At 67.8% G+C, this 21733-nt stretch carries 21 protein-coding genes; 17 read left to right on the forward strand and 4 right to left on the reverse strand.

Features of this window, described 5'->3' with window-relative positions; genetic code table 11:
- The first annotated feature begins 139 nt into the window (after positions 1–139).
- The gene (gene serB / locus E2L08_RS10790; RefSeq protein ID WP_133397093.1) at positions 140–1006 is read left to right on the forward strand and encodes a phosphoserine phosphatase SerB; all 867 of its coding nucleotides are present in this window, start codon (positions 140–142) and stop codon (positions 1004–1006) included.
- An 18-nt stretch (positions 1007–1024) separates the two neighbouring features.
- Here the strand turns inward: serB and E2L08_RS10795 are convergent, their stop codons facing one another.
- Positions 1025–2008, reverse strand: a complete 984-nt coding sequence (locus tag E2L08_RS10795; RefSeq protein WP_240758199.1) for an asparaginase — start codon at positions 2006–2008, stop codon at positions 1025–1027.
- A 208-nt stretch (positions 2009–2216) separates the two neighbouring features.
- On the opposite strand from E2L08_RS10795, the gene E2L08_RS10800 reads away from it, so the two are divergent.
- Together E2L08_RS10800 and rlmN are read left to right on the forward strand one after the other, a co-directional pair.
- Positions 2217–2732 carry an invasion associated locus B family protein gene (locus E2L08_RS10800; RefSeq protein ID WP_133397151.1) on the forward strand — a complete coding sequence of 172 codons (516 nt, stop codon included), beginning with the start codon at positions 2217–2219 and terminating at the stop codon, positions 2730–2732.
- A 105-nt stretch (positions 2733–2837) separates the two neighbouring features.
- On the forward strand, positions 2838–4025 hold the full coding sequence (rlmN, locus tag E2L08_RS10805) for a dual-specificity RNA methyltransferase RlmN (protein WP_133397094.1): 1188 nt from the start codon (positions 2838–2840) through the stop codon (positions 4023–4025).
- A gap of 21 nt (positions 4026–4046) precedes the next feature.
- Here the strand turns inward: rlmN and E2L08_RS10810 are convergent, their stop codons facing one another.
- On the reverse strand, positions 4047–4907 hold the full coding sequence (locus tag E2L08_RS10810) for an LOG family protein (protein ID WP_133397095.1): 861 nt from the start codon (positions 4905–4907) through the stop codon (positions 4047–4049).
- A gap of 86 nt (positions 4908–4993) precedes the next feature.
- On the opposite strand from E2L08_RS10810, the gene dapD reads away from it, so the two are divergent.
- The 10 genes from dapD (at position 4994) to E2L08_RS10860 (ending at position 14104) form a co-directional block, all read left to right on the forward strand.
- Positions 4994–5821 (forward strand): 2,3,4,5-tetrahydropyridine-2,6-dicarboxylate N-succinyltransferase, encoded by an 828-nt coding sequence (gene dapD / locus E2L08_RS10815; protein WP_133397096.1) that lies wholly within the window; start codon positions 4994–4996, stop codon positions 5819–5821.
- A 48-nt stretch (positions 5822–5869) separates the two neighbouring features.
- Positions 5870–6925, forward strand: a complete 1056-nt coding sequence (locus E2L08_RS10820; RefSeq protein ID WP_133397097.1) for a sodium:calcium antiporter — start codon at positions 5870–5872, stop codon at positions 6923–6925.
- An 82-nt stretch (positions 6926–7007) separates the two neighbouring features.
- Positions 7008–7256 (forward strand): GlsB/YeaQ/YmgE family stress response membrane protein, encoded by a 249-nt coding sequence (locus tag E2L08_RS10825; RefSeq protein ID WP_133397098.1) that lies wholly within the window; start codon positions 7008–7010, stop codon positions 7254–7256.
- Positions 7257–7365: 109 nt separating this feature from the next.
- A complete protein-coding gene (locus E2L08_RS10830) occupies positions 7366–7701 on the forward strand; it encodes a DUF8846 family protein (RefSeq protein ID WP_133397099.1) in 336 nt (111 codons plus the stop codon).
- A gap of 60 nt (positions 7702–7761) precedes the next feature.
- Entirely contained in the window at positions 7762–8895 is a 1134-nt protein-coding gene (gene dapE / locus E2L08_RS10835; protein ID WP_133397100.1) for a succinyl-diaminopimelate desuccinylase, read from the forward strand.
- Positions 8892–9314, forward strand: coding sequence for a GNAT family N-acetyltransferase (locus E2L08_RS10840; protein ID WP_133397101.1), 423 nt, complete (start codon positions 8892–8894; stop codon positions 9312–9314). The genes dapE and E2L08_RS10840 overlap by 4 nt, the downstream gene beginning before the upstream one ends.
- A gap of 46 nt (positions 9315–9360) precedes the next feature.
- Complete coding sequence (rnr, locus tag E2L08_RS10845) at positions 9361–11634, forward strand: ribonuclease R (protein ID WP_133397102.1); 2274 nt, start codon at positions 9361–9363, stop codon at positions 11632–11634.
- 169 nt (positions 11635–11803) lie between these two features.
- Positions 11804–12406, forward strand: coding sequence for a bifunctional nicotinamidase/pyrazinamidase (pncA, locus tag E2L08_RS10850; RefSeq protein ID WP_133397103.1), 603 nt, complete (start codon positions 11804–11806; stop codon positions 12404–12406).
- Positions 12406–13302, forward strand: coding sequence for a DMT family transporter (locus E2L08_RS10855; RefSeq protein WP_133397104.1), 897 nt, complete (start codon positions 12406–12408; stop codon positions 13300–13302). The genes pncA and E2L08_RS10855 overlap by 1 nt, the downstream gene beginning before the upstream one ends.
- Positions 13303–13519: 217 nt before the next feature.
- Positions 13520–14104, forward strand: coding sequence for a HutD/Ves family protein (locus E2L08_RS10860; RefSeq protein WP_133397105.1), 585 nt, complete (start codon positions 13520–13522; stop codon positions 14102–14104).
- Here the strand turns inward: E2L08_RS10860 and E2L08_RS10865 are convergent.
- Positions 14065–15423 (reverse strand): formimidoylglutamate deiminase, encoded by a 1359-nt coding sequence (locus tag E2L08_RS10865; protein WP_133397106.1) that lies wholly within the window; start codon positions 15421–15423, stop codon positions 14065–14067. The two genes, E2L08_RS10860 and E2L08_RS10865, sit on opposite strands and share 40 nt — an antisense overlap.
- A gap of 87 nt (positions 15424–15510) precedes the next feature.
- Here E2L08_RS10865 and hutI point away from each other — a divergent pair, with 87 nt between their 5' ends.
- From hutI to hutU, 4 genes are read left to right on the forward strand one after another with little or no spacing between them, the layout of a single operon-like run.
- Positions 15511–16722 carry an imidazolonepropionase gene (gene hutI / locus E2L08_RS10870; RefSeq protein WP_133397152.1) on the forward strand — a complete coding sequence of 404 codons (1212 nt, stop codon included), beginning with the start codon at positions 15511–15513 and terminating at the stop codon, positions 16720–16722.
- Positions 16719–18257: a histidine ammonia-lyase gene (gene hutH / locus E2L08_RS10875; protein ID WP_133397107.1), complete on the forward strand. Its 1539-nt coding sequence runs from the start codon at positions 16719–16721 to the stop codon at positions 18255–18257. Before hutI ends, hutH begins: the two co-directional genes overlap by 4 nt.
- Positions 18254–19066 carry an N-formylglutamate deformylase gene (gene hutG / locus E2L08_RS10880; protein WP_133397108.1) on the forward strand — a complete coding sequence of 271 codons (813 nt, stop codon included), beginning with the start codon at positions 18254–18256 and terminating at the stop codon, positions 19064–19066. The genes hutH and hutG overlap by 4 nt, the downstream gene beginning before the upstream one ends.
- The gene (gene hutU, locus E2L08_RS10885) at positions 19063–20730 is read left to right on the forward strand and encodes a urocanate hydratase (protein WP_133397109.1); all 1668 of its coding nucleotides are present in this window, start codon (positions 19063–19065) and stop codon (positions 20728–20730) included. Before hutG ends, hutU begins: the two co-directional genes overlap by 4 nt.
- 271 nt (positions 20731–21001) lie before the next feature.
- On the opposite strand, the gene hutC is transcribed toward hutU, so the two are convergent.
- Entirely contained in the window at positions 21002–21691 is a 690-nt protein-coding gene (gene hutC, locus E2L08_RS10890; protein ID WP_133397110.1) for a histidine utilization transcriptional repressor HutC, read from the reverse strand.
- Between the last annotated feature and the right edge of the window lie 42 nt (positions 21692–21733).

Below are 21733 nucleotides of genomic sequence, written 5' to 3' on the forward strand. Positions count from 1 at the left end.
TGCAGATATGCGCCCTTCGTTGGGGAAGGGTGTCCCGCCGCCGGACATAAGGCGCGGCGGCGGGGCGGGCAATGGCGATCTTGCCAAACCGGGCCCGCCGCGCGATCACGCCGCCGACGCCCCTGCCGGAGCCCGCCCGATGTATGTTGCCACGCTGATCGCCCCCGACGGGCTCGACCCCGCGCTTGCCGACAGCCTGCGCAATGCCTGGGGCGGGGGCGATATCCAGTGGCTCTCGCCCGATCGCGCGGCCGAGTTCGCGCTGGCCACGCGGCCCGCAAACCTCGCCGACGTGCAGTCCGATCTGCGCGGGATGCGCGTCGACAGCGCCGTTCAGCCGGCCGCGGGGCGGCGCAAGCGGGTGCTGATCGCCGACATGGATTCGACCATGATCGGGCAGGAATGCATCGACGAGCTGGCCGACCTCGCCGGCGTCGGTCCGCGCGTGGCCGAGATCACCGCCCGCGCCATGAACGGCGAGCTCGATTTCGAGGGCGCGCTGCGCGAACGGGTCAGGCTGCTGGCCGGGCTTCCGATCGAGGCCATCGAGCGCGTCTGGTCCGAGCGCATCACCCTGACACCGGGCGGGGCCGCGCTGGTGGGCACGATGCGCGCGCATGGCGCGACCGCCGCGCTGGTTTCGGGCGGGTTCACGGGCTTTACCGCCCGCGTGGCCGAGGCGCTCGGCTTCGACCGTCACCAGGCGAACCGGCTGATCGCGCGGGACGGGCGGCTGACGGGCGAGGTGGCCGAGCCGATCCTCGGGCGCGCGGCCAAGGTCGAGGCGCTAGAGGCGCTTTGCGCCGAGCTCGGGGTCGGCCCCGAGGCGGCCATGGCGGTGGGCGACGGGGCGAACGACCTGGGCATGATCGGCCTTGCCGGGGCCGGGGTCGCGCTTCACGCCAAGCCTGTGGTGGCGGCCGCGGCCGGGCTCAGGGTCGATTTCTCGGACCTGACCGCGCTCCTTTACCTTCAGGGCTATGCCGACACCGAGTTCGCCACCTGAGAACCGGCCCCGCGCGTATCAGGCCGGAAAGCCCGCCATCGCCTCGATCCGCCCGACCTCGAGCCCGGCGCGGTTGACGATGGGCACCCCGAGCCGGCGGCGCGCGGCCGGGTGCTCGGGATCGAGCGCGCCCAGATGCACCAGGATCGCCGCGATCGCCGCCTCGGAGGCGCGGGTGGCGCCATCCGCGATCTTGAGCGCGACGCCCATGCCGCGCTCGGGCAGGATCGCGACGAACACGCCCTCGGCGCCGGTCTTGATCGCCGCGGGGGTCGTGCAGGCTGCCATCAGCTCGGTGCAGGCGCGGCCCTCGCCTGCCACCAGCATCGGATGCGCGATCATCGCGTCGCGCAGCGCGGCCATGGCGCCGTCGCGGCCGCCACCGCCCTGCCCCGCCGAAGCAAATCGCTGCATGGCCCGCGCAAGGCCCGTGGTCGTGGTGGCAAAATTGGGGGCCGAGCAGCCGTCGAACCCGAAACCCGGACTGTCCTCGCCCGTCACCTCCTCGAAGGCGGCGCGGACGGCTTTCTGCACCGGGTGATCGGGGTCGACATAGGCCGGCCCGGCGCCGAGATGGCGGGTCAGCGCGAGAAACCCGGCGTGTTTGCCCGAACAGTTGTTATGGACCTGCCCCGGCGCCTCGTGCGCCCGGATCATCGCGTGCCGCAGATCGGTGTCGCGCGACGGCTCGGGCCCGCACATGAGGTCATCCTCGCCCAGCCCCATATCCGCAAGCCAGTGCCGCACGCCCTCGACATGCAGGGCCGCGCCCTGATGCGAGGCGCAGGCCAGCGCCATCCGCTCGGACGGAAGGTCGACCCCCGCCTCGATCAGCGGCAGGGCCTGGAGCATCTTGCACGACGACCGGGGATAGATCACGGCATCGGGGTCGCCCCAGGCCATCGCGATGCCGCCCGCATCCATCACGACGGCATGGCCGCGATGCGTGGATTCGACGAGATCGCCGCGCGTGGCGCGGATCATGTCCTGGGCGTCGGGCATGGGCGGGGTCCTCGGTGCTGTTCAAACGCTATCACGGCGCGGCGATTTTTCGCCACAGGGCCTTTCGTCCTTGCGCCGTCATCCGCTAAGGTCGCACCGCCCGTCGGGAAATGGAACCGGCGATCGATCCGGACCAGGCATCCGGCACGCAAAGGCATGGCAGATGGAGGCCTTAGAGCAGATGACAGCACGTCTTGCACCCGTCGCAATGGGCGCGGCAATCGCCATGGTCCTCGCAGGGGCGCCGCTTGCCGCGTTCGCCCAGGACGAAAGCACCAATAGAGTCGCGGTCGAAACGGCGTGGAGCGTTTTCGTCGAGGACGACCCCAAGGAGTGCTGGAGCGTGTCCAGCCCGACCCGCACCGTGAACACGCGGGGCGGCCAGGTCGTGTCGGTGCGGCGCGGCGACATCCTGATGTTCGTGACTTTCCGACCCGGCGCCGACGTGGAGGGCGAGGTGTCGTTCACCGGCGGCTATCCCTTTGCCGACGGCTCGACGGTCGAGCTCGACGTGGGCGGAACCAAGTTCGACCTGTTCACCGATGGCGAATGGGCCTGGCCCGCCTCGGCCGCGCAGGACGACCAGATCGTCGCCGCGCTGAAGCGCGGGGCCGATGCCACGCTCACCGCGCGGTCGAGCCGCGGCACCCAGACGGCGGACACGTTCTCGCTGTTCGGGTTCACCTCGGCCCTCGAAGAGGCACAGGGCCGCTGCGCGGAATAACCGCGCGCACGGCCCTGCGATTCGTCCCGTCACGGGGCTGCGGGCTTTATTTGATCCGCGGCCCTGTCTATATGCCCTGAATTCCGCAGGACCGAGGCCCGCGCCATGACAGATGCGCCCCAAGCGCCGATCACGCAGGACGTGGTGACGTTCCCCCGCAAGGTCGAGGACGGCCCGCGCCGCAATCTCGTCGGGCTCACGCGTGCCCAGTTGCAGGCCGCGCTGATCGAGGCCGGCACGCCCGAGAAACAGGCGCGGATGCGCACGGGACAGGTCTGGGCCTGGATCTACCAGCGCGGCGTGCGGTCCTTCGACGAGATGACGAACCTCGCCAAGCCGTTCCGCGCTCTTCTGGCCGACCGGTTCGAGATCGCCCTGCCCGAGGTGGTGCGGCGCGAGGTCTCGTCGGACGGGACGCGCAAATACCTGCTGCGCATCGCCGGCGGCCACGAGGTCGAAACCGTCTATATCCCCGAGGAAAACCGCGGCACGCTCTGCATCTCGAGCCAGGTGGGCTGCACGCTGACCTGTTCGTTCTGCCACACCGGCACGCAACGGCTGGTGCGCAACCTGACCCCCGGCGAGATCGTGGGACAGGTGATGGTCGCGCGCGACGACCTTGGCGAATGGCCCGAGCCGGGGCGCAACCCCAAGGACGAGACGCGGCTTCTATCGAATGTCGTTCTCATGGGCATGGGCGAGCCGCTCTACAATTTCGAGAACGTCCGCGACGCGATGAAGATCGTGATGGATGGCGAGGGCATCAGCCTCAGCCGCCGCCGGATCACCCTATCGACCAGCGGCGTCGTCCCCGAGATCGCGCGCTGCGCCGAAGAGATCGGCTGCCTGCTGGCGGTCAGTTTTCACGCGACCACGGACGAGGTCCGCGACCGTCTGGTGCCCATTAACAAGCGTTGGAACATCGCGGCGCTGCTCGACGCGCTGCGCAGCTATCCGCGGCTGTCGAACTCCGAGCGGATCACCTTTGAATATGTCATGCTCAAGGGCGTGAACGACAGCGACGAGGACGCGCGCCGCCTGGTCGAGCTGATCGCGGGCATCCCGGCCAAGATCAACCTGATCCCCTTCAACGAATGGCCCGGCGCCCCCTACGAGAGGTCGTCGAACAACCGCATCCGCGCCTTTGCCGACATCATCTACAAGGCGGGCTATGCCTCGCCCATCCGCACGCCGCGGGGCGAGGACATCATGGCCGCCTGCGGACAGCTCAAGTCCGACACCGAGCGGGCGCGCAAGTCCCGCGCCCAGATCGCCGCCGAAACCGGTGCCTGACGCGGCGCCGGCCGGCGGGGGTCATTCCCCGTCGGCCGCGTTGCGCCCCGGCACGCTCGTGCGCTTCCCGCGATGCGGCCACGTGTCGATGGTCTCGAGCGCCTCTTCGGCCGTCTCGACAAAGGCGAACAGCTCGAGATCGTCGGGCGAGATGGTGCCTGCCTCGGCCAGCGCCTCGAAATTCACGATCCTCTCCCAGAAGGCGCGGCCGAAAAGCAGCACGGGGATCCGCTCCATCCGGCCGGTCTGGATCAGGGTCAGCGCCTCGAACAGCTCGTCCAGTGTCCCGAACCCGCCGGGAAAGACGCAAAGCGCGCGCGCCCGCATCAGGAAATGCATCTTGCGGATCGCGAAATAGTGGAAGTTGAAGCACAGCCCCGGCGTGACATAGGCATTGGGGGCCTGTTCGTGCGGCAGCACGATGTTCAGCCCGATGGAGCGTCCGCCCGCCTCATGCGCGCCGCGGTTGCCCGCCTCCATCACGCCGGGGCCGCCGCCCGTCACGATGACATGGCGCCGCCCGTCGCTTTCCAGCGAACGCTCGGTCATCAGCCGCGCGAAACGCCGCGCCTCGTCGTAGTAGCGCGACAGGTCGGACAGCGTCTCGGTCCGCGCCTCGTCACGGGACGCGGGCGCGGGGATGCGGGCACCGCCGAACAGCACCACGGTCGAGGTTATGCCCTCTTCGGCGAGCGCCATCTCGGGCTTGAGCAGTTCGAGTTGCAGCCGCACCGGGCGAAGCTCTTCGCGGCAGAGGAAATCGTCATCGGCAAAGGCCAGCCGGTAGGCCGGGGCGCGGGTCTGGGGCGTGTCGGGTATCTGCTCGGCCGTGGCCCGGTCGGTATGCGCGTCGCGAAACCGGGTGTTGCGGTCGTCTTTCATCTGCATCCTCCTGCCATTGCGCAGTGCAGGTAGCGGGCTTATAGCCTCGCGGCCAGCAGGAACCGCCACCAGACAAGGAGCGCCCGATGGCCCACCCCGAGCTTCAAACCGCGATCGAGGCCGCCTGGGAAGATCGCGACGCGATCACCCCGCAGACCGGCGGCGAGACCCGTGAGGCGATCGAGGCCACGCTCGAGGCGCTCGATACCGGGGCGCTGCGCGTCGCCGAGAAAGGCGCGGACGGCGCCTGGTCGGTGAACCAATGGGCGAAAAAGGCGGTCCTGCTGGGCTTTCGGGTCCGCGACATGGAAATGCAGCCGGGCGGCCCGCAGGGCGGCGGCTGGTTCGACAAGGTCGACAGCAAGTTCGCCGGCTGGGGCGAGAACCGCTGGCGCGAGGCCGGGTTCCGCGCCGTGCCGAACGCGGTCGTCCGCCGCTCGGCCTATATCGCGCCGGGCGTGGTGCTGATGCCGTCCTTCGTCAATCTCGGTGCCTATGTCGACAGCGGCACCATGGTCGATACCTGGGCCACGGTCGGATCTTGCGCGCAGATCGGCAAGAACGTGCATCTCTCGGGCGGTGTCGGCATCGGCGGCGTGCTCGAGCCGTTGCAGGCCGATCCGACCATCATCGAGGACAACTGCTTTATCGGCGCCCGCTCCGAGGTGGTCGAAGGCTGCATCGTGCGCGAGGGCGCGGTGCTGGGCATGGGCGTCTATATCGGCAAATCCACCAAGATCGTGGATCGCGAGACCGGCGAGGTCATGTATGGCGAGATCCCGCCCTATTCGGTGGTCGTATCGGGGTCGATGCCGTCGAAGAACGGGATCAACCTCTATTGCGCGGTGATCGTGAAACGGGTGGACGAACGCACCCGCTCCAAGGTCGGCATCAACGAGCTTTTGCGCGATTGAGGCACCCCTGCGCTTGACGGATGGATTTGCCGGGCAAGATTGACCCGGATGTTCGATGATCTTTCCGTCACGCTTCTGATGACATTTTTCGCCATCGCCGGTGCGGCGGTGGTGCTGTCGTCGATCAAGGCGACCGAGCTTGCCGACATCATCGCCGACCGCACCCGCATGGGCGAGGCGATGGCGGGCGGGCTGATCCTCGGGGCGGCGACCTCGCTTGCCGGGGTCGTCGTCTCGGTCGACGCGGCGATGTCGGGCGATGCGTCCTACGCCTTTTCGAACGCGGTCGGCGGGATCGCCGCGCAGACGCTGTTCCTGGCGCTGGCCGACATGCTGCACAAGAACGCCAATCTCGAACACGCGGCGGCCGAACCGGCCAACCTGTTCCAGGCGGTGATGCTCATCATGCTGATGAGCCTGCCCCTGGCCGCGATGGCCGGCCCCGAGATGGCCTATCTCGGCATCCATCCCATGTCGGTGCTGCTGTTCCTCGCCTATCTCTACTGCGCGCGCACCGCGGGCTATGTCGCGGACGACCCCATGTGGAAGCCCGTCCAGACCGGCGACACCCGCGAGGACGAACCCGAAGACCCCGAAGAGGCGGACCGTTCGGCGTTCCGGCCCGCCATGACCTTTGTCGGGCTGGTGGCGGTCATGGGCGCGGGGGGCTGGGTCATCAGCCAGATCGGCGGCACCTTCATCACCCGGTTCGGCCTCGCGTCGAGCCTTGTCGGGTCGCTCATCACCGCGGTCGTCACCTCGTTGCCCGAGCTGGTCACGACGCTGGTCGCGGTGCGCCGCGGCGCGCTTCAGCTTGCCGTGGGCGGGATCATCGGCGGCAACACCTTCGACACGCTGTTCCTCGTGGCCTCGGATGTCGCCTATCGCGACGGGTCGATCTATCACGCGGTCGGCGCGTCGGATCTCTACTGGCTGGCCACCGGCATCCTGATGACCGCGATCCTGCTGGCCGGGCTGATCCTGCGCCAGCGCCGCGGCCCCGCGCGGATCGGGGTCGAAAGCGTCGCCATGATCTGCGTCTATGGCGCGGCGGTGCTGCTCGAGGTGTTCGGGCGCGGTGGCGGTGGCGGGACGGGCGGATGAACCCCGCACGGCGCCCGCCCGATGGAACCGCCTGCGCCGCCTCCGTGTTCTCGAGCCTGTAACGAAAGCCGAAAGGACTGACATGGGCTGGCTAATCACTATCATCCTCGGCGGGCTTGCCGGCTGGATCGCCGAAAGGATCATGAAGGCCGATACCGGCCTCCTGATGAACATCATCCTCGGGATCGTCGGCGCCGCGGTGCTGAACTTCCTGCTTAGCACGATCTTCGGCCTCTACCCCGCCGACAACTGGTTCGCCTATCTCGTCGTGGCAATCGTCGGCGCCTGCGGGTTGATCTTTGTCTGGCGCGCGATCGCCGGGCGAAACTGACTGCGCATCCTTGCACCCCGCATTTTGCGCCGGGGGTCCGATCGGGCCCCCGGCGCCGTCATGCGCGGTGCGAATTGACAGATGCCGATCCGGCAGGCACTCCGACCCGATGGACAAAAGCCCCGACAAGAAACGCCAGCAGGTCTTTACCCTCGCCGTCGAGGTCGGGCGCGCGCCCGGCGACGACCTGCCCGAGGGATCGACCGGCGCGATGCTGCTATGCTACGCCTCGGGCATCGACGAGGCCGAAGCCGTGCGCGAAACGGTGGCCGTGCTCAAGCAGGCCGGGCTCAACCCCATCGAGGTCGAGGGCCACGGCACCCGCGCCGAGCGCGAGGCCGACGGCGACGAGATCGACGAGGACGAGGGCGCGCTGATGGATCGCGCGCTCGAACAGAACGCGGTGATCGTCGCCCTGATGACGCCCACCCATGACGAGGACTGACCGGGCGCAGGCGCGTATCGCGCCCGCGCCCCGCCCCATCCCCGCCCGCGAGGAACGCGCATGACCGTCGATCCCGTCGAACTCACCCAGGACCTGATCCGCCTGCCCTCGGTCACGCCCGAAAGCGAGGCCCCCATCGCCATGCTGCACGCGCTGCTCGAGGATGCGGGGTTCCTATGCACGCGGGTCGATCGCAACGGCATCCCGAACCTTCATGCGCGCTGGGGTCGCAAGGGGCCGGTGCTGGGGTTCAACGGCCATGTCGACGTGGTCCCGCCGGGCGATCCCGATAGCTGGACCAGCGACCCGTTCGGCGCCGAGATCCGCGACGGGTTCCTCTATGGCCGGGGGGCCTGCGACATGAAATCGGGCGTCGCGGCCTTCGTCGCCGCCGCGATCGAGGCGACCGAGCGCGACATCGACGGCTCCGTCGTGCTCGCCATCACCGGCGACGAGGAAGGCGACGGCATCGACGGCACCGCCGCCATTCTCGACTGGATGCGCCAGACCGGCGAAGGGATGGACGCCTGCATCGTGGGCGAACCGACCTGCCCCGACCACATGGGCCAGATGATCAAGATCGGGCGGCGCGGGTCGCTGACCGCCTGGATCACGGCCATCGGCCAGCAGGGCCATTCGGCCTATCCGCACCAGGCGCGCAACCCGATCCACGGCATGATCGAATTGCTGGCACGGCTGCGGGCCTTTCCGCTCGACGACGATTCGGACCATTTCGACGAGACGACGCTTCAGGTGACGGGGTTCGATACCGGGAACGCGGCCAATAACGTGATCCCGGCGCGGTGCACCGCCATGGTGAACATCCGATTCAACGACGCGCATAGCGGGGTGTCGCTGTCGAACTGGCTGCGCGCCCAGGCCGAAACGGTCAGCCGGGCGACCGACATCCGCTTCGACACCGATATCAAGGTGTCGGGCGAAAGCTTCGTGACCGCGCCGGGGCCGCTGACCGACATGGTGCAGCGCGCGGTGGGCAACGTGACCGGCATCGTGCCGAGCCTATCGACCACGGGCGGCACCTCGGATGCGCGGTTCCTGGCGCGGCACTGCCCCGTGGTCGAGGTCGGGCTGGTCGGCGCCACCATGCACAAGGTGGACGAACAGGTGGCGGTCGACCATATTCACCAGCTGAAGGCCATCTATGGCCGGATCATCGAGAGTTATTTCGCATGAGCCTCATCATCGGCCGCAGCCCGGACCTCGCCGCCTGCCATTCGGTGCGCCGCGCGGTGTTCATCGAGGAACAGGGGATTTCCGAGGCCGACGAGATCGACGACCTCGACGCGGGCGCCATCCATATCCTCGCACAGCAGGAGGGTCTGCCGATCGGGACGGCGCGCATCCTGCTCGACCCGCCCGTGGGCAAGATCGGACGGATCTGCGTGCTCGCGCCCTATCGCGGCACCGGGCTCGGGCGCAAACTGGTCGAGGCCGCGCTGGGCATCCTGCGCGAGACCCCCCGCATCGACGAGGCGGTTCTGGGTGCGCAGCTCCATACGCTCGATTTCTACCGCAAGCTCGGCTTCGAGGCCGAGGGGCCGATCTTCGACGACGCGGGGATTCCCCATCGGCTGATGCGCCGTGCGCTGTGACATGCCCGCCCTGTCGCTTTGCCGCGCGACGCGCTAGGTCGGGTTCATGGCCCGTATCCCCTCGCGCGACGAGATCATCGACTGGATCTCGCAAAACCCCACGCAAAGCTCGAAACGCGACATCGCGCGCGCCTTCGGAATCAAGGGCGCGGATCGCGTCGACCTGAAGCGCATCCTCAAGGATCTCGAGGATGACGGGCACCTGACCCGACGCCGCAAGACCTATCGCGACCCCGAGGCGCTGCCGCCCGTCACGGTCTGCGAAATCACCGGCCCCGATGCGGATGGCGACCTCTTTGCCCGCCCCGCCGTCTGGGACGGCGACAGCCCGGCGCCGCGCATCCTCGTCACGCTCGGCCGGGGCGACGCCGCGCTGGGGCGCGGCGACCGTGCGCTCTTGCGGCTCGCCCCCGCCGAGGCGACGGACCACGCCTATACGGGGCGGCTCATCCGTCGCCTGCCGCAAACCGTGCAGCGCCTGCTGGGCATCTTTCGCGAGGATCCGCATGGCGGGCGCGTCGTGCCCGTCGACAAGAAGGCCGACCGCGACTGGCTGGTACGCGCCCGCGACACCGACGGCGCGCACGACGGCGAACTCGTCGAGGCCGAGCGGACCGGCGGCAAGGGCGATATGGGCCTGCCGCAGGCCCGCATCGTGGCGCGCCTTGGCGATCCGACGGCACCGCGCGCCGTCTCGCTGATCGCGATCCACCAGCACGACATCCCCCATGTCTTTCCGCAAGAGGTGCTCGACGCGGCCGAGGCCGCGCGCCCCGTCCCCGCCGAGGGGCGCGAGGATCTGCGCCACCTGCCGCTCGTCACCATCGACCCGGCGGATGCGCGCGACCACGATGACGCGGTGCTGGCGATGGCCGATGACGATCCGGCCAATCCCGGCGGGCATGTCCTGTGGGTCGCCATCGCCGATGTCGCCCGTTACGTCCGCCCCGGAACGCCGCTCGACCGCGAGGCGCTGAAGCGCGGGAACTCGTCCTATTTCCCCGACCGCGTCGTGCCGATGCTGCCCGAGGCCCTGTCCAACGGGCTGTGCTCGCTCCACCAGGGCGAGGATCGCGCCTGCATGGCCGTCCGCATGGTGCTCGATGCCGAGGGCAACAAGACCGGCCACCGCTTCGTGCGGGGCATCATGCGCTCGGCCGCTTCGCTGACCTATCAAGAGGCGCAGGCCGCCCGCGACGGCACGCCCTCGGATCGCGCGGCCCCGCTGGTCCAGACCGTCATCGACCCGCTCTACGCGGCCTATGCCGCGCTCAGGGCGGCGCGAGCCCGGCGGCAGCCGCTCGAGCTCGACCTGCCGGAACGCAAGATCGAGCTGGACGAGGACGGGCGCGTGACCTCGGTGGCCTTCCGCGAGCGGCTCGACGCGCACCGCCTGATCGAGGAGTTCATGGTCCTCGCCAATGTCGCCGCGGCCGAGGAACTGGCCGCGCGCCGCCAGCCGCTGCTCTACCGCGTCCACGAAGAACCCTCGCCCGAAAAGCTCGAGGCCCTGCGCGAGGTCGCCGAGGCCTCGGGGCTGGGTCTCGCCAAGGGGCAGGTCCTGCAAACGCGGCAGCTCAACCGCCTGCTCGCCCAGGCCGCCGAGACCGAGTTCGCCGAGCTTCTCAACATCTCGACGCTGCGCGCCATGACGCAGGCCTATTACAGCCCCGACAATTTCGGCCATTTCGGCCTGGCGCTGCGCAGCTACGCGCATTTCACCTCGCCGATCCGCCGCTATGCCGACCTCGTCGTGCATCGCGCGCTCATTTCGGCCCATGGCTGGGGCAAGGACGGGCTCGGGGGGACCGATGCCGAGGACCTGCGCGGGATCGGCGAGCACATCTCCTCGACCGAGCGCCGTTCGATGCTGGCCGAGCGGGACACGACCGACCGCTATCTCGCCGCCTATCTCGCCGACCGGATCGGCACCGACCTGCCCGGCCGCATCTCTGGGGTGCAACGGTTCGGCCTGTTCGTGAAACTCGACGAGACGGGCGCCGACGGGCTGATCCCGGTACGCGCGCTCGGGGCCGAGTTCTTTCACCACGATGCCGACAGTCAGACCCTGACCGGCGCCGATAGCGGGCTGACGCTGGGGCTGGGCCAGCGCGTCGTCGCCCGCCTCGTCGAGGCCGCGCCGATCTCGGGCGGTATGATCCTCGACCTGATCGAGGTCGAGGGCGCGCCGCTCGCGCGCGGACGCGGCCACCGCCGCCCCGGCACCGCCCCCAAACGGGCCGAGGCGCGCAGCAAGGCGCGCCGCGCCGCCGCGGCCAAAAAGGAAAAGCGCAAGGTCACGCGCAAGCGCAAGGGCTGACCGCGCCCCCCCGCCGCCGCACCGGCACCGGGCGCGCGCCCTGCCTTCTCTGTTTCCCCAAATACTCACCGGCCGGACGCCGGCCATCCATGCGCATCGGCGGGGCGGCGTTGACAAGGCCCCGGCCCGGTGCAACCCAAGGTCCAGCATAACCGCCCGAGGCTTCGACATGCGCGACCGGACCCACGCCCTCATCGTCATCGACATGCAGAACGATTTCTGCCCCGGCGGCGCGCTCGGCGTGGCGGGGGGCGATGCGCTGGTCGGCGGGATCAACGCGCTTATGGACGATTTCCCGGCCGTGATCCTGACGCAGGACTGGCACCCGGCGGGCCATTCGTCCTTCGCCTCGTCGCATGAGGGCCGCGCACCGCTCGAGACGATCGCCATGCCCTATGGCCCGCAGGTGCTTTGGCCCGATCACTGCATCCAGGGCAGCGACGGCGCCGCCTTCGTGCCGGGGCTCAGGCAGGATGCCGACATGATCCTGCGCAAGGGGTTCCGCCGCGAACTCGACAGCTATTCGGCGTTCTTCGAGAACGACCACGAGACGCCCACCGGGCTCGAGGGCTACCTGAGGTCGCGGGGCCTCAGCCGGCTGACCCTCGTGGGGCTGGCGCTCGATTTCTGCGTCGCGTGGTCGGCACGGGACGCGGCGCGGCTGGGCTTCGAGGTCGCCGTCGTCCCGGAACTCTGCGCGGCCATCGACCTCGACGGCTCGCGCGACGCCGCCCTTCACGACATGAGGGATGCCGGGATCGCGCTCGGCTGATGGATGCCCGCGCGATCCTGCTGGGGCTGGGCTTTGCGGTCATGTGGTCGTCGGCCTTCACCTCGGCCAAGCTGATCGTCGCGGATGCCCCGCCGCTCTGGGCACTGGCGCTGCGGTTTCTCATCTCGGGCTTGCTGGCCATCGGCATCGCGCGCGCTCTCGGCCAGAGCTGGCAGCTGACGCGTGCGCAATGGCGGCTCACGATCCTCTTCGGGCTGTGCCAGAACGCGCTCTATCTCGGGCTGAACTTCGTCGCGATGAAGACCGTGCCGGCGGGGCTTGCCTCGATCATCGCGTCCTCCATGCCGCTCCTCGTGGCTTTCGCCGGCTGGGTCGCGATGGGCGAGCGGCTGGGCCGTGTGGCGGTGGCGGGGCTCGTCGCGGGGTTTGCCGGCGTCTCGCTCATCATGGGCACGCGGATCTCGGGCGGAGTCGACCTGTTCGGCCTCTCGCTTTGCCTGATGGGGGTGGTGGCGCTGGCGGTGGCGACGCTCTCGGTGCGCGGCGCGGCCTCGGGGGGCAACGTGCTGATGGTGGTCGGGCTTCAGATGCTGGTGGGCTCGGCCATCCTCGCCGCCGTGGCGGCGGCGACCGAACCGCTCGTCTTCGACCCGACGCCGCGGCTGGCACTGGCCTTCGCCTACACGACGCTCGTGCCGGGCCTCGCGGCGACGCTGGTGTGGTTCATGCTGGTGCGGCGGATCGGGCCGGTACGGGCCGCGACCTTTCACTTTCTCAATCCGTTTCTCGGCGTCGCGATCGCGTCGCTGATGCTGGGCGAACGAATCGGCCCTCTCGATATCGTCGGGGTGGCGATCATCATGGCCGGGATCCTCGCCGTGCAACTGTCACGCGCCCCGGCGGCCCCCCGCGCGGTGCGACGCTCCACCGTCTGAATGCAAGGTGGCGGTCGTCGGTTTGCCGCATCTCCCCGTGGCGACCGAGAACAGTACCGTTATGCCGGCAACGAAAGGGCGCAGGTCATGCAACGCGGCATCAGCGTGCCATCGTACATTGCGACCAACCGATCCCGCCGGGCGCGACGGCTGAAAAGTGTTTCCTGTCCGGACCCGTTCAGGCAGATGATCGGACTACAGCGAAACGAGGCGTGACATGCACGTTCTGAATGGCGCCGACCTTGTGGACGTTCCGTGGAAGAACGGGGGCGGCATCACGCGCAGGATCGCGCGCGGCATGTCCGGGGATCGCGTTGTCTGGACGCTCAGCCGGGCGGATGTGCGCGAGGATGGGCCATTCTCGAATTTCGAGGGTTTGCAGCGCATCCTTACCGTGGTCTCGAACAGCGGAATGGATCTGGTGCACAAGGGCGGCTCGCTGACCGCCCCGCCCTGTCTGCCGGTCGCCTTCGACGGTGGATTGCCGGTGACGGCCCGGCTGCATGACGGGCCTTTGACGGATCTCAACCTTATGTTCGATGCGTCGATCTGCGCGGGCCGTGTCACGCCGCATCACGGCCCGACCGACATCGAATTGCGCCCGGCCGGGACGGGCCTGCTGGCAATTCACGTCATCTCCGGCACACCGGAGATCGGCGGCAGAACCCGCGGGGCGGCCGACACGCTCTTTGTGACCACGCGTCTGACCGCACGGCTCGCCGCAGGCGACGCGATCCTCGAGATCGCGCTCGACTACCGCGATCAGAGTGCGGACATCACGCTGGCCATCGCGTCCTTGTAGGCCTGCACCACCGCATCGCGGGCGACGTGACGCCCGCCCGTCACGGCATGGCGACCGGCGGACCACACGTCGGTCACGACGCGGTCCGTCGCGGCAAAGACCAGCCCATCGAGAAGCTGGTTCTGCCTCAGCGTACAGAGCGCCGTGTCGTTCGAATCGATGGCGACCAGGTCGGCCAGTGCGCCGGTCTCGATGCGGCCGGCATTGCGGCCGAGCGCCTTTGCGCCTCCGCGTGCGGCCCCGAGATAGAGGCGTTCACCCACCGAACCTTCACCGACGACCATCACGTTACGCGCCACGTCGCGCAAGCGCTGCGAATACTCCAGGATGCGCAGCTCTTCGGTGAGTGAAATCAGCACATTGCTGTCGGAACCGATGCCGAATGCGCCACCGGCCTTCAGATATTGCGGCCCGTTGAAGGGCCCGTCGCCCAGATTGGCCTCGGTTATCGGACAGAGACCCGCAACCGCCCCCGACGCGGCAAGACCCTGCGTCTCGGCCTCGGTCATGTGGGTTGCATGGATGAGGCACCAGTCGGGACCGACCGGCGCGTTGCGCAAAAGCCAGTCGACGGGGCGCGCGCCCAGCCACTCGGAGATGTCGGCGACCTCTTTCGGCTGCTCGGCCACATGGATATGAACGGGCCCCCCCTCATGCGCGGCCAACACGCGCGTCAGATCCCGCGGCGACGTGGCCCGCAGGGAATGCGGCGCGATGCCCACGCGACAATCCTCGGGCAGCGCACCCACCGCGGAACGCGCGCGGGCGACGAGGTCGGCAAAGCGATCGACGTCATTGCCGAACCGCGCCTGACCTGCCTGCAGCGGCGTCTCACCCGCGCCTCCGTACGTATAAAGCACCGGCAGATGCGTCAGGCCGATCCCCGTCCGGTCGGCCGCCGCGGCGATCCGCACCGATAATTCGCCCAAATCTGCATAGGGCGTGCCGTCGGGCTGGTGATGGAGATAATGAAACTCCCCAACGCTGGCATAACCAGCCTCCTGCATCTCGAGGAAAACGAAGGCGGCGATGGCCTCGATCTGATCGGGATCGAGATGCGCGGTGAAGCGATACATCAGTTCGCGCCAGGTCCAGAAGCTGTCCCGACCGGCCATACGGTATTCGGTCATCCCCGCCATCGCCCGCTGAAAGCTGTGACTGTGCAGGTTGGCCAGCGCCGGAAGAAGCGTATCGACCACCGCGTCGCCGGGCCGGGCAGCGGCCCCTTTCTCGATACGCGCGATCCTGCCCCCCTCGATCGAGACCCTGACATTGCAGGCCCAGCCATGCGCGAGAAGAGCCCGATTTGCGAAAATCATTTGACTGCCTTTCGTAAGCTTATGTATAGACATAAACTGAGTAAGACGCCTCTGGCAAAGCGAATCTTGAGCCATTCCGGACAATCCATGACAAATAGCCGAACCCTCTACGTCGATTTGACCGCATGCACGATGACGACGGGGGGAGTGCCCTATGGCTTGATCGCGAACGCTGCGATCGTGGTCGAGGATGGGCGGATCGGCTGGGTCGGACCCGAAGCGGATCTACCGGGAACATATGCGCATGCCGCTCGCCACAGCTTGGGCGGCCGCCTCGTGACACCCGGCCTGATCGACTGCCACACCCACATCGTGCATGGCGGCGATCGTGCGGGCGAGTTCGAGATGCGTCTCAACGGCGCCAGCTACGAGGAAATCGCGCGCGCCGGGGGCGGCATCGTCTCGACCGTGGAGGCGACGCGGGCGGCCGATCTCGAGACGATGGTGGCGTTGGCCCTGCCGCGCGTCGATGCCCTGCTGGCCGAAGGGGTCTGCACACTCGAGATCAAGTCAGGCTACGGTCTCGATACCGAGACCGAGCTGCGGATGCTGCGCGCCGCACGCGAGATCGGGCGCGTGCGACCGATGCGGATCTGCACCACGTTCCTCGGCGCTCATGCGGTGCCCCACGAATACGAAGGCCGGGCCGACGCCTATATTGACGAGGTCTGCATTCCCACTTTGCGCCGGGCACATGCCGAAGGGCTGGTCGATGCGGTCGATGCCTTCTGCGAGGGCATCGCCTTTTCACCCGAGCAGGTATCGCGCGTTTTCGACGTTGCGGAAGATCTGGGCCTGCCGGTCAAGATCCACGCCGAGCAGCTTTCGAACCTCGGCGGCGCAATCATGGCGGCCGGGCATGGCGCGATGTCGGCGGACCATGTCGAATATCTGGACGATGCGGGCGTTGCCGCCCTGGCCGAGGCCGGCACCGTCGCCGTCATCCTGCCGGGCGCCTTCTATACGATCCGCGAGACGCAAGCCCCGCCCATCGAGCGCCTGCGCGAAGCGGGCGTCCCGATGGCGCTGGCATCCGACAACAACCCGGGATCGTCCCCGCTGACCTCGCTCCTTTTGACCATGAACATGGCCTGCACCCTGTTCCGCATGACGCCCGAAGAGGCGCTGAGCGGCGCGACACGCAATGCGGCCATCGCCCTCGGCCTGGGTGATTGCGGCATTCTCGCCGCCGGCAAACGTGCCGATCTGGCCGTGTGGGACGCGAGGACCCCGGCCGAGCTGAGTTATCGCATCGGTTTCAACCCGCTTCATACCCGCATTTTCGGAGGAACTTCGTGATCACTCTCACCCTCACGCCCGGCGCCGTGACCCTCGACCACCTGGCGCAGATCTATTGGGGCGAGGCCGTGGTGCGGCTCGATCCGGCGTGTCATCGCGATATCGAGCGGGCGAACGAACGCATTGCCAAGGCCGTGGCGGGATCGGACGCAGTCTATGGCGTGAATACCGGCTTCGGCAAACTGGCGTCGGTCAAGATTGCGGCCGAGGACACGGCGACCCTGCAACGTAACCTGATCCTGTCGCATTGCTGCGGGGTCGGCCCGGCAATTCCGCGTCGTGTGGCCCGGCTGATGATGGCGCTCAAGCTGCTCAGTCTCGGGCGCGGTGCATCGGGGGTGCGACTCGAAGTAACGGAATTGATCGAGGCCATGCTGGAGAAGGGCGTCACGCCGCAGATCCCGGCGCAGGGCTCGGTCGGCGCATCGGGGGATCTGGCACCGCTGGCGCATATGAGCGCCGTGATGATGGGCCATGCCGAGGCCGAATATGGCGGCGAGGTGATGCCCGGCGACAAGGCCCTCGAGGCCGCGGGCCTTGCCCCGGTCGAGCTTGGCCCCAAGGAAGGGCTCGCCCTCATCAACGGTACGCAATTCTCGACCGCCTTTGCGCTGGCGGGTCTTTTCGGCGCGTGGCGTGCGGCGCATGCGGCACTGGTGACGTCGGCCCTGTCGACGGATGCGATCATGGGGTCCACCGCGCCGCTTCAGCCCGAGATCCACGCGTTGCGGGGCCATCGCGGTCAGATCGAGGCGGGCAAGACGATGCGCGCGCTGCTGGACGGCTCCGAGATCCGCGAAAGCCATGTCGAGGGCGACGCGCGCGTGCAGGATCCTTATTGCATCCGCTGCCAGCCGCAGGTGACGGGCGCCGCGATGGACGTGCTGCGCCAGGCGGCAGGCACGCTCGAAATCGAGGCGAACGCCGCCACGGACAACCCGCTGGTTCTGACCGAGGCCGACATGATCGTCTCGGGCGGGAACTTCCACGCCGAGCCGGTGGGCTTTGCCGCCGACATGATCGCGCTCGCCGTGGCCGAGATCGGTGCCATCGCGCAACGCCGCATCGCGCTGATCGTCGATCCCGTGCTGAGCCACGATTTGCCGGCCTTCCTCACACCGCGGCCGGGGCTCAACTCCGGCTACATGATCGCCGAGGTCACGACCGCCGCGCTGATGAGCGAGAACAAGCATCTCGCCAACCCATGCGTCACCGACAGCACGCCCACCTCCGCCAATCAGGAGGACCACGTCAGCATGGCCGCGCACGGTGCCCGCCGGTTGATCCCCATGCTCGAGAACCTCAACCGTATTCTCGGGGTCGAATTGCTATGCGCCGCGCAAGGTGTGGATTTTCGTGCCCCACTGAGTACGAGTGCGGCATTGCAGCGCGTCATGATGCATCTGCGGCAGGAAATCGGAGTCCTTGGCGACGACCGCTACATGGCCCCCGAGATCGAGCGCGCGGCCGAAATGATCGCCTCTGGCGAGATCACCGAGGCGACATCCACCCCCATGCCCAGGCTGGGCGAATGACCCCCGTCGAGATCACCCGCGGGGACAGCCCCGTGGTGCTCGGCCTTCCGCACACGGGCACTTGCGTGCCGGAGGACGTCCGCGCCGATCTGAACGCGCGGGGCCGCGGCCTCGACGATACCGACTGGCATATCCACAAGCTCTACGAGGGCCTTTTGCCGGGTGCGACAAGCGTGCGGGCGACGTTCCACCGTTACGTGATCGACGCCAATCGCGATCCGTCGGGCGCGTCGCTCTATCCGGGTCAGAACACGACCGCCCTCGTCCCGCTGACCGATTTCGACGGATACGATATCTGGGACCGCACGCCCGATGACGCCGAGATCGAGAAACGCCGCGCAACCTATCACGCGCCCTATCACGCCGCACTGGCCGCCGAGCTCGAGCGGGTACGCGCCCGTCACGGCGTGGCGATTCTCTATGACTGCCATTCGATCCGCTCCGAGATCCCCTTTCTCTTCGATGGGGTTTTGCCCGATTTCAGTATCGGCACCAACATGGGCGAAACGTGCGATCCCGCGATCGAGCGTACCGTAAGCGCGGTGTGCGATCGGGCCGAGGGCTACACCGGCACCATCAACGGCCGCTTCAAGGGCGGCTGGACGACCCGCCATTACGGCCGACCGCAAAGCGGGCTCCATGCGATCCAGATGGAACTGGCGCAATCCACCTATCTCGACGCCGAAGCCGCACCCTGGCGCTATGACGCGGCCAAGGCGGACCGACTGCGCGCGCATCTTGCCGAGATCCTGACCGAACTGGCCGATCTGGCCCCTACCCTGCCCAAACCTACCGGAGACCAAGCATGAGCGATCCGCGCAAGAACACCCGTGACGTCCATCCCGCGACCGGCACCGCCATAACGGCGAAAAGCTGGTTGACCGAGGCGCCGATGCGGATGCTGATGAACAACCTGCATCCCGACGTGGCGGAGAACCCTCACGAGCTGGTCGTTTATGGCGGGATCGGCCGCGCGGCGCGCACATGGGCCGATTTCGACAGGATCGTCGACAGCCTCAAATCACTCGACGAGGATCAGACCCTTCTTGTGCAGTCGGGCAAGCCGGTCGGCGTGTTCCAGACCCACAAGGATGCACCGCGCGTGCTGATCGCCAACAGCAATCTGGTGCCGCATTGGGCGACATGGGATCATTTCAACGAGCTCGATAAGAAGGGTCTGGCGATGTATGGCCAGATGACGGCTGGTTCGTGGATCTATATCGGCTCGCAGGGCATCGTGCAGGGCACCTACGAAACCTTCGTGGAGGCCGGGCGGCAGCACTACGATGGCAACCTCAAGGGCAAGTGGATCCTGACCGGCGGGCTTGGCGGCATGGGCGGTGCGCAGCCGCTGGCCGCCGTGATGGCGGGCGCCTGCTGCCTTGCCGTCGAGTGCAATCCCGACAGCATCGATTTCCGCCTGCGCACCCGTTATGTGGACGAGCGCGCCGACACGCTGGACGAGGCGCTCGAGATGATCGAGCGCTGGACCGAGGCGGGCGAGGCAAAGTCGGTCGCGCTACTCGGTAATGCCGCCGACGTGTTCCCCGAACTTGTCAGGCGCGGCGTGCGCCCCGACATGGTCACGGACCAGACCAGCGCGCATGACCCGATCAACGGCTACCTGCCGCAGGGCTGGACCATGGCCCAATGGCGCGACAAGCGCGAAAGCGATCCCAAATCCGTCGAAAAGGCTGCGCGTGCCAGCATGAAGGTGCATGTCGCCGCGATGGTCGATTTCTGGAACGCGGGCGTGCCGACGCTGGATTACGGCAACAACATCCGGCAGGTTGCGCTGGAAGAGGGGCTGGAGAACGCCTTTGCCTTCCCCGGCTTCGTGCCCGCCTATATCCGCCCGCTGTTCTGTCGAGGCATCGGCCCGTTCCGTTGGGCGGCCCTCTCTGGCGATCCCGAAGATATCTACAAGACCGACGCCAAGGTGAAAGAGATCCTGTCGGAGGACACGCATCTGCATAATTGGCTCGACATGGCGCGCGAGCGCATCAGCTTTCAGGGGCTTCCGGCGCGGATCTGCTGGGTCGGCCTCGGAGTGCGGCACAAGCTCGGCCTGGCCTTCAACGAAATGGTCCGAAATGGTGACCTGAGCGCCCCCATCGTGATCGGGCGCGATCACCTGGACAGCGGGTCGGTCGCCTCGCCCAATCGCGAGACCGAAGCGATGAAAGACGGCTCGGATGCCGTTTCGGACTGGCCGCTGCTGAATGCCCTTCTCAACACCGCGTCGGGCGCGACCTGGGTATCGCTGCATCATGGTGGCGGGGTCGGGATGGGCTTCAGCCAGCATTCGGGCATGGTCATCTGCTGCGACGGAACCGAGGATGCGGACCGCCGTATCGCCCGCGTCTTGTGGAACGACCCCGCCACCGGGGTCATGCGCCATGCCGATGCGGGCTATGAAGAGGCGCTGGACTGCGCCCGTCAAAACGGTCTGGACCTTCCGGGCATCCTCTGAGCCCGACCGTCGCCGGATCCGTCACGGGGCCGGCGACACCATCCCGACATCTGGCACCCCACGACCGCGACCCGATGATCGGGGGTCCCGCCTGGGCACAGAATATCGAGTAAGTGGATTCCCGAGGCCTGTAACCCACCGGGCCGGGACGCATGGCCGAATTTCGAGACAATCGCAGCCACGCGCCGTCATGCCTTGCCCGAGAGGGAGACATTGAGCGCGTCGACGAATGGGGCACTCAGGCCCTGGGTCTTTCGCGGGCTTACCTCGATCAGTAGCGCGTCGTCATCCGGTGTCCGGGTCGGTATGTCAGCCTGACAAAGGTGTTCGCGTCCCCTTCAAACCAGGTCGCCCTTTCGATGGTGAAAACCGGTGCCCCGGCTTCGCAAGCAAGACAATCGGCCAGTTCCTTGTCGGCCAGCGCCGCCGAAAAGCTGATTTCGGCGGTCGAAAACGGGATGGTGGCGACCAGCCATTCGTTCGGGCCGGTCTGGGTGAAATCCGCATCGCGCGCCTGAGGCAGGACTTCGAGATTGATCCAGCGATCCTCGTGCTGAAAGGGGTCGCCATTGGCGTAATGCATGCAGACCAGATGCAGCGCCTGTGCATCTGCACCCAGTTGAAGCCGCGCCCGCAGCCAGCCCGGCGCCTCGTCGATGGCGCGGGAGACGAGGCTATAGCGATACTCCGCGCCCTTGTCCTCGATCTCGCTGCGCACCAGCGGAATGTCGAAACGCGCCTGCCGCACCGGGCTGGCGCGGACACGCGTTCCGGCTTTCCGGCGCCGCTCGATCAGCCCGTCATCGGCCAGTTCGCGCATGGCGCGATTGACCGTGGCGCGCGCGCAACCATAGCTTTCGGCAAGCTCGACCTCGTTCGGAATGAGGCTGCCGGGTGCCCATTGGCCCTTGGTGATCCGGCACAGAATATCCGCCTTGACCTCGCGATAGGTGGCTTTCATGGGCAGCCTTTCTCAAATGCTCGCACTAAAGCTTATGTAGTC

The sequence above is a fragment of the Palleronia sediminis genome, assembly GCF_004358695.1.
In the GTDB taxonomy this organism is placed as follows: Bacteria; Pseudomonadota; Alphaproteobacteria; order Rhodobacterales; family Rhodobacteraceae; genus Palleronia; species Palleronia sediminis.